At 73.1% G+C, this 11386-nt stretch carries 12 protein-coding genes and 1 riboswitch; of the genes, 6 read left to right on the forward strand and 6 right to left on the reverse strand.

The window, feature by feature from the left end; genetic code table 11:
- Nucleotides 1-9 precede the first annotated feature (9 nt).
- Complete coding sequence (bfr, locus tag ACWCSV_RS31820; RefSeq protein WP_451148211.1) at nt 10-489, reverse strand: bacterioferritin; 480 nt, start codon at nt 487-489, stop codon at nt 10-12.
- Nucleotides 490-641: 152 nt separating this feature from the next.
- Between bfr and ACWCSV_RS31825 the strand changes: the two genes are divergently transcribed.
- A complete protein-coding gene (locus ACWCSV_RS31825) occupies nt 642-1274 on the forward strand; it encodes a sulfite oxidase-like oxidoreductase (protein ID WP_451148213.1) in 633 nt (210 codons plus the stop codon).
- Nucleotides 1275-1298: 24 nt separating this feature from the next.
- On the opposite strand, the gene ACWCSV_RS31830 is transcribed toward ACWCSV_RS31825, so the two are convergent.
- The 5 genes from ACWCSV_RS31830 to thiO all read right to left on the reverse strand — a co-directional run bounded on the left by ACWCSV_RS31830 (nt 1299) and on the right by thiO (nt 6521).
- A complete protein-coding gene (locus ACWCSV_RS31830; protein ID WP_451148215.1) occupies nt 1299-2162 on the reverse strand; it encodes a deoxyribonuclease IV in 864 nt (287 codons plus the stop codon).
- Nucleotides 2163-2164: 2 nt separating this feature from the next.
- The gene (gene pknB, locus ACWCSV_RS31835) at nt 2165-4123 is read right to left on the reverse strand and encodes a Stk1 family PASTA domain-containing Ser/Thr kinase (protein ID WP_451148217.1); all 1959 of its coding nucleotides are present in this window, start codon (nt 4121-4123) and stop codon (nt 2165-2167) included.
- A 138-nt stretch (nt 4124-4261) separates the two neighbouring features.
- Nucleotides 4262-5056 (reverse strand): thiazole synthase, encoded by a 795-nt coding sequence (locus tag ACWCSV_RS31840; RefSeq protein WP_451148219.1) that lies wholly within the window; start codon nt 5054-5056, stop codon nt 4262-4264.
- Between the two features lie 2 nt (nt 5057-5058).
- A complete protein-coding gene (thiS, locus tag ACWCSV_RS31845) occupies nt 5059-5280 on the reverse strand; it encodes a sulfur carrier protein ThiS (RefSeq protein WP_451148221.1) in 222 nt (73 codons plus the stop codon).
- Nucleotides 5277-6521, reverse strand: a complete 1245-nt coding sequence (thiO, locus tag ACWCSV_RS31850) for a glycine oxidase ThiO (RefSeq protein WP_451148223.1) — start codon at nt 6519-6521, stop codon at nt 5277-5279. Before thiO ends, thiS begins: the two co-directional genes overlap by 4 nt.
- A riboswitch (TPP riboswitch) is annotated at nt 6519-6630 on the reverse strand. Its footprint overlaps the gene before it by 3 nt.
- Nucleotides 6631-6794: 164 nt before the next feature.
- On the opposite strand from thiO, the gene ACWCSV_RS31855 reads away from it, so the two are divergent.
- The 5 genes from ACWCSV_RS31855 (at nt 6795) to ACWCSV_RS31875 (ending at nt 11286) form a co-directional block, all read left to right on the forward strand.
- The gene (locus ACWCSV_RS31855) at nt 6795-7970 is read left to right on the forward strand and encodes an NAD(P)/FAD-dependent oxidoreductase (RefSeq protein ID WP_451148240.1); all 1176 of its coding nucleotides are present in this window, start codon (nt 6795-6797) and stop codon (nt 7968-7970) included.
- Between the two features lie 135 nt (nt 7971-8105).
- Nucleotides 8106-8471 carry an Rv2175c family DNA-binding protein gene (locus ACWCSV_RS31860; RefSeq protein WP_327175273.1) on the forward strand — a complete coding sequence of 122 codons (366 nt, stop codon included), beginning with the start codon at nt 8106-8108 and terminating at the stop codon, nt 8469-8471.
- 79 nt (nt 8472-8550) lie between these two features.
- Nucleotides 8551-9195 (forward strand): thiamine phosphate synthase, encoded by a 645-nt coding sequence (thiE, locus tag ACWCSV_RS31865; RefSeq protein ID WP_451148226.1) that lies wholly within the window; start codon nt 8551-8553, stop codon nt 9193-9195.
- Between the two features lie 170 nt (nt 9196-9365).
- Nucleotides 9366-10283: a methylenetetrahydrofolate reductase [NAD(P)H] gene (gene metF / locus ACWCSV_RS31870; RefSeq protein WP_451148228.1), complete on the forward strand. Its 918-nt coding sequence runs from the start codon at nt 9366-9368 to the stop codon at nt 10281-10283.
- Between the two features lie 52 nt (nt 10284-10335).
- Nucleotides 10336-11286, forward strand: coding sequence for a hypothetical protein (locus ACWCSV_RS31875; RefSeq protein WP_451148230.1), 951 nt, complete (start codon nt 10336-10338; stop codon nt 11284-11286).
- The last annotated feature ends 100 nt before the right edge of the window (nt 11287-11386 follow it).

Genomic DNA, 11386 nt, shown 5'->3' on the forward strand with positions numbered 1-11386 from the left:
CGGTGTGTGTCAGCCCTCCGGCTGCTCGATCTGCTGCGCGATGTAGAGCGGCTCGCCGAGCTTCTCCACCAGCTCCAGCTGGGTGTCCAGGTAGTCGATGTGGTGCTCCTCGTCCTCCAGGATCGACTCGAAGATGTTGGCCGAGGTGATGTCGCCCTTGGCCCGCATGACCTCGATGCCGCGCTTGAGGCGGTCGATCGCCTCCACCTCCACCTGGCGGTCGGCCTGGAACATCTCCGTCACCGTCTGCCCGACACGCACGTGGAAGAGGCGCTGGTAGTTCGGGAGGCCGTCGAGGAAGAGAATCCGGTCGGTCAGGATCTCCGCGTGCTTCATCTCGTCGAACGACTCGGCCCGGGTGTACTTGGCGAGCTTCGTCCAGCCGAGGTGGTCCTGCATCTTCGCGTGCAGGAAGTACTGGTTGATGGCAGTCAGTTCGGCCGTCAGCTGCTCGTTCAGGAACTCGATGACCTCGGGGTCGCCCTGCATCGCAGAGGCTCCTTCCAACCGGTGTACCGGACAGTTGGGCGCATCCTCGCACCGCACCCCCCGGCCGTCCAGTAAGTACATGCTTAGTAGGTAATGACCGGTTGTTCCGTGCCTGGTCACCACCACCCTTCCCTGTCTGTCACCATGGAGGCATGGGTCAGCCGGAGAGCGAGGGATACCGCGTATCGGGGCAGTCCGAGCTTCCGCCGGGCCAGCGTCTGCAACGCGGGTGGCCGGTGACCCACTACGGGCCCGTACCCAAGTTCCGCCCCGAGCGCTGGGAATTCCGGGTCTTCGGAGCCACCGCCGACGGCGGGAAGCACTGCTGGAACCACGAGGAGTTCTCGGAACTCCCGTTCTCCTCCGTCGTCGCCGACCTGCACTGCGTGACCAAGTTCTCCATGCTGGGCTCCGAGTGGGGCGGCGTACCCGCCTCCGTCGTCCTCGGCCTCGCACCCCCCGCCGACGACGTCACCCATGTGATGGTGTGGGCCGAGTACGGCTTCTCCTCGAACCTCCGGCTCGCCGACTTCGCCTCGGAGCGCACCGTCTTCGCCACCCACAAGGACGGCGACCTGCTCACCGCCGAACACGGCTTCCCGCTGCGCCTGGTCGTCCCGCACCTGTACGCCTGGAAGGGCCCGAAGTGGGTCCGCGGCATCGAGTACATGACGGCCGACCGGCGCGGTTTCTGGGAGGAGCGCGGCTACCACAACATCGGCGACCCGTGGAGCGAGCAGCGCTACTCCTACCAGGAGAAGCCCGGGGACGGCCCGGAGCTCTGAGCCTGCAGGGGCCCGCCCGGGCCCTCAGGTACCTGCGGAGTCCCGCAGCTCCTTCAGCCGTGCCACGTCCGCGGCGTGCCCCTCTTTCCCGCCCGGCGTCTCGATGACCAGCGGCACCCCGGCCGTCGCCGGGTGCGCGAACAGCTCCCGGAACGGCTCCGCGCCGATGTGGCCCGAGCCGATGTTCTCGTGCCGGTCCTTGTGGGCGCCGACGACGTCCTTGGAATCGTTGGCGTGGATCAGCTTCAGCCGCCCCTCGCCGACCGTCTCCACCAGCAGGTCCAGGGTCTGCCGCATCCCGGACGGACCGGCCAGGTCGTGGCCCGCCGCGTAGATGTGGCAGGTGTCCAGGCAGACGCCCAGCTTGGGGTGGGAGTCCAGCGCCTCGAAGTACGGGCCGAAGTCCCAGGTCCGCGAGCAGATCGAGGACCCCTGGCCGGCGGTGGACTCCAGCAGCAGATCGGGATCGTCGTCGTGGGTCAGCTCGTCCAGCAACGGGAGCATGCGGTCACGCACCTGCGCCAGCGCCTCCTCGCGGGGGCGCCCGCCCGTCGCCGAACCGGTGTGGACGACGACGCCCAGCGCGCCGATCTCGCGCGCCCGGCGCAGCGAGTGCCGCAGGGACTCCACGGACCTCTCCACGGTCGCCTCGGTGTGCGAGCCGAAGTTGATCAGGTACGGGGCGTGCACGTACACCGGCATGTCCCGGGCCTCGCACTCCTTGCGGAACAGCTCGTCCTGATCGGGCTTCCCCGCCGGAGTGGCCCAGCCGCGCGGGTTCGCGACGAAGACCTGGACCGTCTCGGCCGCCAGCTCGTCGGCGTAGCCGAGGCCGGTCCTCACCAGCCCGCCGGCCACCGGCACGTGTCCGCCCACCGGGTTGCGCATGTTCACAGTCCCTTGGTCCTGATGGTGATGGTCGATCCTTCGGCCGCCCGGCCGCCGCCGTCGACGGACTGGCTCCCGACCGTGTCGCTGAAGGAGAGGAACGGCCGGTCGACCTCGACCTCGAACCCGGCGTCCTCCAGGAGGTCCCGTGCCTCGTCGACATCCTTGCCGGTGACGTCCGGTACCTCGATCATCCGGGGCCCCTTGGAGACGGTCAGCTGCACGGTGTCCCCCTCGGCCGCCTCGGCGCCGGGGGCCGGGGTCTGCTCGGCGACGTCGCCGGCCGCCTCGGGGGAGTCGACCCGGCCGGGCTTCGCCTCGGCCTTGAGCCCCTCCTCCTCCAGGGCGGCGGTGGCGTCCTCGACGGAGAGCCCCGAGACGTCCGGCACCTCGACCGGGGCGCCCTTGCTCACGACCAGTGCCACGGCGGAGTCGGGGTGGCGCCCGGTGCCCGCCCCGGGGTCCGTACGGACCACCTCGCCGCGCCCGACGTCCTCGCTGAACTCGCGGGTCACCATGCCCGGTGCCAGCCCGGCCTCCTTCAGGGACCGGCGCGCGTCGGCCAGCGGGGTTCCCGCCACGTCGGGGACCTCGACGATCTCCGGACCGCGCGAGACGACCAGCTTCACCGACTCGTTGCCCCGGACCCGGTCGCCGGGTGCGGGGTCGCTGCTGATCACCGAGCCGCGGTCGACCGTGTCGCTGTACGCCTTGTCGACGGACTTCACGTCGAGGCCGGCGTCCGTGAGCCGCTTCTCCGCGGTCTCCTGGGTCTGGTTGAGGAGCGAGGGGACCTGGGTGAACTGGCCCGAGTTGATGTACCAGACACCGCCCCCGGCCAGCAGTACCACCAGCAGCGCGGTGATCGCGGCGTAGACCCCGCGGCGCGGCCGGCCCCCGGAGCCTCCCGCCCGGGCCGACCGCCGGGGCCGGCCGGGCGCGACCGAGGCGGAGGCGGTGGCGGGCATCTCCAGCCGGCTCGTCCGGTGGGTGGCGCCCCGGTCCTCGGTGACGGCCCGCGGCAGCACGCTCGTACGGTCCTCGGCACCGGAGACGCCCAAGGCGCCCGGGCCGGCCGGGGCGTGTGCCCGCGGCGGTACGGCGTCCAGCTCCGCGTCGCTCAGCAGGGCCCGGGCCTCCAGGGTCTCGGAGAGGAGCACCACCGCGTCCTGCGCGCGGGCCCGGGCGTCGCGCGCGGTGGCCCCCGCCACCAGCGCGTCCAGCGCGGGGGAGAGCCCGGGGACGGCGGCGGAGGGCGGCGGTACGTCCTGGTTGAGGTGCTGGTAGATGATCTGGGCGGCGTTCTCGCCGGTGTGCGGCTTGGTGCCGGTCAGCATCTCGTACAGCACGACACCGCAGGCGTACACGTCGGAGCGGGTGTCCGCGGTGCCGTGCTCGATCTGCTCCGGGGCGAGGTAGGAGACCGTGCCCAGCAGGGAGCCGGTGGTGTCGGTGGCCGTGCCGACCGCACGGACCAGCCCGAAGTCGGCGACCTTCACCCAGCCGTCGTCCCCTATCAGGACGTTCTCCGGCTTCATGTCACGGTGTACGAACCCCGCCCGGTGCGCCGCGCCCAGCGCCGCCAGCACCGGCTCCAGGATGTCGAGCGCGGCGCGTGGCTGGAGCGCCCCGCGGTCGCGCAGCACCTCGCGGAGGGTGCACCCCGCGACGTACTCCATGGCGAGGTAGACGTACGCGCCCTCGGCGCCCTGGTCGAAGACGGACACCACGTTGGGGTGCGCGAGGCGCGCCACCGACTTCGCCTCGCGGATGAAGCGCTCGACGAAGGAGGCGTCGGCCGCGAGCGCGGGGTGCATCACCTTGAGGGCGAGCACCCGGTCGAGCCGGATGTCCACGGCCCGGTAGACCGTGGCCATCCCGCCCACGGCGATGCGCGCGTCGACGCGGTAGCGGCCGTCGAGCAGCCGTCCGAGCAGCGGGTCCTGGAGGGTCGTGTCCACCCGACGAGTCTACGAGCCGCCGCGGACACCCCGGGCGCCCCGGAGCGGGCCCGGGGCCGTATCGCAGCCGAGCCGTGACAACACCGGCGCGCGCACCTCGCCCGGAGTGCCGGGAACGCAGGGCCCGGAAGGCCGGGTTCAGAACGCCGGGCGCTCCGGGTCCAGCACCGCCCGGCCCTCCACCGGGGAGGACGCCTCGGCGAAGTGCCGGCGGGGGATGCGGCCCGCCCGGCGGGCGAGACGGCCGCCCTCCACCGCGTGCCGCATCGCCGACGCCATCAGCTCCGGCTCCTGCGCCCGGGTCACCGCCGAGGCGAGCATCACCGCCGCGCACCCCAGCTCCATCGCCAGCGCCGCGTCCGAGGCGGTGCCCGCACCGGCGTCCAGGATCACCGGGACACCGGCCCGCTCCACGATCAGCTCGAAATTGTGCGGGTTGCGGATGCCGAGGCCGGAGCCGATGGGTGAGCCGAGCGGCATGACCGCCGCGCAGCCCACGTCCTCCAGCTTCCGGGCGAGCACCGGGTCGTCGTTGGTGTAGGGCAGCACCGTGAACCCGTCGTCCACCAGGATCTCCGCCGCGTCCAGCAACTCGACCGGGTCCGGCAGCAGGGTCCGCTCGTCGGCCACCACCTCCAGCTTCACCCAGTCGGTGCCGAGGGCCTCCCGGGCCAGCCGGGCGGTCAGCACCGCCTCGCCCGCGGTGAAGCAGCCGGCGGTGTTGGGCAGCACCTGGATGGAGAGGCGCTCCAGGACGGAGAGGACCGAACCCTGGACGGTCGGGTCGAGCCTGCGCATCGCGACGGTGGTCAGCCCGGTGCCGGAGGCGACGAGCGCCCGCTCCAGCACGTCCAGGCTGGGGGCGCCGCCGGTGCCCATGATCAGCCGGGACGAGAACGCGCGCCCGCCCAGGTGGAAGAGGTCGTCGGACATGGTCAGCCTCCCTGCACCGCGGTGAGGACCTCGATCCGGTCGCCCCCGGTGAGGGCGGTGGAGTCCCAGGCCGAGCGGGGCACCACGCTCTCGTTGACGGCGGCGGCGACCCCGGAGGGTGCCCGGGTGAGGGACGCCACCAGGGCGCCCAGGGTGGTGCCGGCGGACACGTCGCGCGGGTCGCCGTTGACGGAGACGCTCACGGTGGTGGTCGGGTCGGTCATGCGTACTGCTCCTGGCGCGCGGGGACGACGGGGTTGGTGAAGCGGCCCGGCGCGAACGGGCGGGCCACTTCCGGGAGCGTGCCGGTGGTCAGCGCGTGCGCCATGGCGTCGCCGGTGACAGGGGTGAGCAGCACCCCGTTGCGGCCATGGCCGGTGGCGACGAGCAGCCCCGGCAGCGCGGTCGGGCCGAGCACCGGTGCGTTGTCCGGGGTGGCGGGACGCAGCCCGGCCAGGGTCTCGGTGAGCGGCAGCTCCGTGATGCCCGGCACCAGCTCGTGGGCGTCGCGCAGCAGCTCGTACACCCCGCCCGCCGTCACCGTGGTGTCCCAGCCCATCTCCTCGCTCGTCGCGCCGACGACCAGCTCGCCGTTCTCGCGCGGTACGAGGTACAGGTCCTGGCCCCGCACCACCGCGCGCACGGTCCGGCTGAGGAAGGGGGCGTACGCGCGCGGCACGGTCAGCCGCAGCACCTGGCCCTTCACCGGGCGCACCGGCGGGGCGACGCCCTCCGGCAGCCCGGGGAGCCGGCCGCTGAGGCTTCCGGCGGCCAGCACCACCTGGCCGGCCGAGACCGCCGTACCGTCCGCGAGCAGTGCCCCGGACGCCCGGCCGCGCGCGACCTCGAGCCGCTCGCAGGGGCTGCGGTGGAAGGCCACCCCGGCCCGCTCGCAGGCCGTCAGCAGCGCGGCGGCCAGCCGGCGCGGGTCGACCTGGTGGTCGCCGTCCACCCGCAGTCCGCCCCGTACGCCCGGCGCCAGCATCGGTTCGAGCCGCCGGCACTCGCGCCCCGACAGCCACTGCGACTCCAGGCCGGACCGCTCCTGCAGGGCGTGCAGCTCGCGCAGGTGCGCCCGGTCGTCGGAGTCCAGCGCCACCGCGAGTGTTCCGCAGGCGCGGAAGCCGGTCTCCCGGCCGCTCGCGGCCTCCAGCTCCGCCACGAACTCCGGGTAGCGGGCTGCGGAGGCGAGGTTGAGCCCGAGCAGCATCTGCTCGCCGTAGTGGAGTTCGGTGACGGCGGCCAGCATCCCGGCCGCCACCCGGGCCGCCCCGCCGCCCGGTTCCGGATCGGCGACTGCCGTCCCCAGCCCGGCCCGCGCCGCCCGCCAGGCGGTCACCAGGCCGATGATCCCGCCCCCGACGACGAGCACGTCGTACGAGGGCCCCCGGCGGTCCGTGCCGCTCGTGCCCCCGCCCGCCGTGCCCCCGCCCGCGGCGGAAGACGGTTCCTGTGAAGCGTGCATGGGTGTCCAGCCCCTCCCTTCGCCGGCATGACCCGGATCAGGTTCGTACGGTCGGAGGCCGCGAGCCTCCCTCTCAGCCCGGTGCGTCCGGGCTCCCGCGAGTGTCTTTCCGCAGCCACCCTAAACCCCGCCGTCCGCGCGGTACGAGGGAGCCGCCGGGGCGGCCCGCGCACCCCGATGGATGACGCCCCGTCAGGTGCTTAGGGTGGGTGCGTGAGCGAACAGAGCGGGCAGCGGGCGCCGGAGCACGGCGTCGTCATCGTCGGAGCGGGCATGGCGGGGGTGCGGACCGCCGTCGCCCTGCGGGACGAGGGGTACACCGCGCCCGTCACCCTGATCGGCGCGGAGCCGCACCAGCCCTACGACCGGCCGCCGCTCTCCAAGGCCGTGCTCCTCGGCACCGCCGAGCACTCCGCCTTCGGCATCGACTTCGAGGCACTCGACGTCGATCTGCGCCTCGGGCTCTCCGTCACCGGCCTGCGCCCCGCCGTCCGGGAGGTGGACACCCCGGACGGCCCGGTGCCCTACGACGTCCTGGTCCTCGCCACCGGCGCCGAACCCCTGACGCTGCCCGGCGCCGCCGGGGTCCCCGGCACCCACCTGCTGCGCACCCTGGACGACGCGGCCCGGCTGCGGCCCGTCCTCGCCCAGCGCCACGACGTCGTCGTGGTCGGCGCGGGCTGGATCGGCGCCGAGTTCGCCACCGCCGCCCGCGCCGCCGGCTGCACGGTCACCGTCGTGGAGGCCGCCGACCGCCCGCTCGCCGGGGTACTGCCCGCCGAGGTCACCGCCCCCATGGCCGGCTGGTACGCGAGCGGCGGGGCCACGCTCCTCACCGGCGCCCGGGTCGACCGCGTCGAACCCGGCGCCGTGGTCCTCGCCGACGGCCGCAGGCTCCCGGCCGGCGCGGTGGTCGTCGGCATCGGCGCCCGCCCCGCCACCGGCTGGCTCACCGGTTCCGGCATCGCGCTCGGCCCCGACGGATCGGTCACCGCCGACGCCTCGCTGCGCACCTCGGCCCCCGGGGTGTACGCCGTCGGGGACTGCGCCTCGTACCCCTCCGCCCGCTACGGCGCACGCCTCCTGGTCCACCACTGGGACAACGCGCTCCAGGGACCGCGTACGGTCGCGGCGGGCATCGCGGGAGCCGGGGAATCCGGCGCCGCGGAGCCGTACGACCCGGTGCCGTACTTCTGGTCCGAGCAGTTCGGCCGGTTCGTCCAGTACGCCGGGCACCACGCGGACGCCGACACCCTGCTGTGGCGAGGCGACCCCGCCGACGAGGAGTGGACCGTGCTCTGGCTGCGCGGCGGCGCGCTGGTCGCCCTGCTGGCGGTCGGCCGTCCGCGCGATCTCATCCAGGGCCGCAAGCTCGTCGCCTCCGGCTCGGCCGTCGACCCCGAGCGGGCCGCCGACCCCGCCGTACCCCTGAAGTCCGCCGTCCGCTGAGCCCCGGGGCGCCGCTCGCGCGCGCCCTCACGATCCCTTCCGACCCCCGCGCGACCTGCGCGGACGCCGTCCTTACGTGGTCCGTACGGTCGGCCCGGCTTCCGGCTGTCGGTCCCAGATGGCACGCTTGTCCTCGTGACCGAGATTGACGCAAAGATCGATGCTCTCGTCCCTGCCTGGCTCCACCTCCCCGACATCGCGGAACTCCTCGATGTCCAGGTGACGCGCGTGCGGCAGCTGGTGAAGGAAGGCCAGCTGATCGCGGTGCGCCGCGGTGAGAACCGGACGCTCCAGGTGCCTGCCGCCTTCATCGACGGCGACAAGGTGGTCAAGGGCCTCGCGGGGACCCTGACGCTCCTGAGGGACGACGGCTATTCCGACGAAGAGATGCTGGACTGGCTCTTCACCCCCGACCCGACCCTGCCGGGAACCCCCGCGCAGGCGCTGAGCGAGAATCGCGGGACGGAGGTGAAGCGCCGCGCCCAGGCGCTCGCCGTCTGACCGAGACGACCGCACACGTGGTCGCGGGCCGTGCTTCCCACGGCCCGCGCCCGCGGTGACCCACGGGGGGAACTCCTTCATGTCCACGCCGCGCCACCTGCTCGCCGACGCCCGTCTCTATCTGTGCACGGACGCCCGCAGGCGGCAGGGCGACCTCCCCGCGTTCCTCGACGCCGTGCTCTCCTCCGGCGTGGACATCGTCCAGCTGCGGGACAAGGGCATGGAGGCCGCCGAGGAGCTGGAGCACCTCCAGGTATTCGCGGAGGCCTGCGCACGCCACGGCAAGCTCCTCGCCGTCAACGACCGCGCGGACGTCGCCCACGCCATCGGCGCCGACGTCCTCCACCTCGGCCAGGGCGACCTGCCCGTCCCCGCCGCCCGCGCCATCATCGGCGGGACCCCGCTGATCGGCCGCTCCACGCACGCCGAGTCCGAGGTGGACGCTGCCGCCGCACAGCCCGGCGTCGACTACTTCTGCACCGGCCCCTGCTGGCCCACCCCGACCAAGCCCGGCCGCCATGCCCCCGGCCTCGGCCTCGTCCGGTACGCCGCCTCCCTGGACACCCCCCGCCCGTGGTTCGCCATCGGCGGCATCGACGCGGGCAATCTCGACGAGGTACTGGACGCGGGCGCCCGGCGCGTCGTGGTGGTCCGCGCGATCACCGAGGCCGACGACCCGGCCGCGGCCGCGGCCGGCCTGGCGAAGCGCGTCCGCGAGCGCTGACCGCCCGCCCCGCCGCCACCCGCCCGTCGTCACCCGTGCGGCGGACCCGCGCCGGGGGCCGGAGTGCCGGGCGGGAGCGCGCTGTCCGAGGCGTGGACAGTATTCACTGCAATACGGACATATGTCCCGCTCTGGTTGGGGGACGGCCGCACCCTGGTTAACCTCGCGGTATGGCCCTTGGCACCTCCTCCACCCGGACGGACCGCGCACGCACCGTGCGCGACCTGCTCGCGTCCGGCAAGACGTCGTACTCCTTCGAGTTCTGGGCACCCAAGACCGAGAAGGGCGAGCGGAACCTCTGGAACGCGCTGCGCCGGGTCGAGGCCGTGGGTCCCAGCTTCGTCTCCGTGACGTACGGAGCCGGAGGTTCCACCCGGGCGGGCACGGTCCGGGCGACGCAGCAGATCGCGGCCGACAGCACGCTCACCCCCGTCGCGCACCTCACCGCGGTCAACCACTCCGTCGCGGAGCTGCGGAACATGATCGGCCAGTACGCCGACGCCGGGATCCGGAACATCCTCGCCGTGCGCGGAGACCCGCCGGGCGACCCGATGGGCGAGTGGGTCGAGCACCCGGAGGGCGTCAAGTACGCCGCCGACCTGGTGCGGCTCATCAAGGAATCCGGCGATTTCTGCGTCGGCGTCGCCGCCTTTCCCGAAATGCATCCCAGGTCGGCCGACTGGGAAACGGATACGCGCCACTTCGTGGACAAATGCCGGGCCGGTGCCGACTACGCCATCACGCAGATGTTCTTCGAACCCGGGGACTATCTCCGGATGCGTGACCGTGTGGTCGCCGCGGGTTGCGACACGCCCATCATTCCCGAGGTCATGCCGGTCACCAGCGTCAAACAGCTCGAACGCTTTCCCCAGCTGAGCAACGCGGCCGTCCCCCGGGCCCTCGAAGAACGCATCCACGCCGTCAAGGACGATCCGGCCGCTGTACGCTCCATTGGCATCGAGTTCGCAACGGAGTTCTGCGCGAAGCTGCTGTCCGAAGGTGTGCCCGGACTGCACTTCATCACGCTCAACAACTCGACGGCAACGCTCGAAATCTACGAGAATCTCGGACTGCACAAGCAGTCGTGACCGGCCGTACCCGCCCCCGATCCGGCGGCGGCGGCCGTAGAAGGGGGCGGGCGTGGGCTGGACGGTCCTCTACATCGCTTTCGGCGTGGTGGCGTTGTGGCTGCTGGGCGAGGTGCTGCTGCAGTACAAGGCACGGCTGCGCTGGAGGCTCCTCGCCTTCTCCGGATTCCTCTGCGTGGTGCTCGGCGTCCTGATCCCGTCCGTGCTGGTCATCGTCGTGGGCGCGATCGCCTTCGCGGTGGGCCAGACCTACGTGACGCTCTCCTTCCGGCGGGGCTTCTCCACCGGGTGGGCCATAGGGGGCAGCCCCGGGGCCAGCCGCCGTCGCCGCGGCGAACGGCGCCCCGCCAAGGAGGAGCCCGTCCTCGAGGTCTCCGGCCTGGAGTACGAGGAACCGGCCGCGCCCGCGCAGGACGAACAGGCCGCGGTGTACGAACCGCAGCCCATGCCGGAGGAGACCGGCCAGTACGGCGTGTACAGCCCGAGCACGAGCCCGTACGCGCAGCCGGGCGGCGACCAGGGATACCAGGAGCAGTACCAGCAGGAGCCGCAACCGGCCGGCGCCCAGCCCCAGTTCGCCGCCCACGACCCGTACAGCGGCTACGGCGAGCCCGCGCAGAACCCCTCGTACGACGGCGGGTACGCCTACGGCACCGACCAGCACAGCTACGCGGCGTACTCCGACCCGTACATCGGTACGGGCGGCACGGCCGCTCCGTCGTACGCGTCCTACGACGCCTACGGCAACAGCACGGGCTACGACCCCGGGGCGGGCGGGTACGACGGCTACCCGAACCAGCAGCAGTACACCGAGCCGTACGCCGCCCAGCCGTACAGCGCCGACACCCCGCCGGGCGGTGTGTGGGTGCCGCAGCAGCGCGAGGGCGAGCAGTACCCGCAGGGCACGCCCGCCCCGTACGGCAGCGGCTACCCGGCCGGTGACGACGGATACGGCAACGGCACCGGCTACGACCCCGGCCAGAACGAGCGGTACCGCTACTGACACGACTCCGAGGTGGGCGGCCGCCTCGCGCAGCCGGACGATGGACTCGTCGGTCCGTCCGAGCCGACGGAGTGCTCCTGCCGCGTAGCCCAGGGCCCAT

The sequence above is a fragment of the Streptomyces sp. NPDC001770 genome (genome assembly GCF_053596135.1).

Bases quoted from the DNA above. Each gene is read 5' to 3' on its own strand.
- bfr (WP_451148211.1), bottom strand. From the start codon at position 489: ATGCAGGGCGACCCCGAGGTCATCGAGTTCCTGAACGAGCAGCTGACG.
- ACWCSV_RS31825 (WP_451148213.1), top strand. From the start codon at position 642: ATGGGTCAGCCGGAGAGCGAGGGATACCGCGTATCGGGGCAGTCCGAG.
- ACWCSV_RS31830 (WP_451148215.1), bottom strand. From the start codon at position 2,162: ATGCGCAACCCGGTGGGCGGACACGTGCCGGTGGCCGGCGGGCTGGTG.
- ACWCSV_RS31840 (WP_451148219.1), bottom strand. From the start codon at position 5,056: ATGTCCGACGACCTCTTCCACCTGGGCGGGCGCGCGTTCTCGTCCCGG.
- thiS (WP_451148221.1), bottom strand. From the start codon at position 5,280: ATGACCGACCCGACCACCACCGTGAGCGTCTCCGTCAACGGCGACCCG.
- thiO (WP_451148223.1), bottom strand. From the start codon at position 6,521: ATGCACGCTTCACAGGAACCGTCTTCCGCCGCGGGCGGGGGCACGGCG.
- ACWCSV_RS31855 (WP_451148240.1), top strand. From the start codon at position 6,795: ATGGCGGGGGTGCGGACCGCCGTCGCCCTGCGGGACGAGGGGTACACC.
- thiE (WP_451148226.1), top strand. From the start codon at position 8,551: ATGTCCACGCCGCGCCACCTGCTCGCCGACGCCCGTCTCTATCTGTGC.
- metF (WP_451148228.1), top strand. From the start codon at position 9,366: ATGGCCCTTGGCACCTCCTCCACCCGGACGGACCGCGCACGCACCGTG.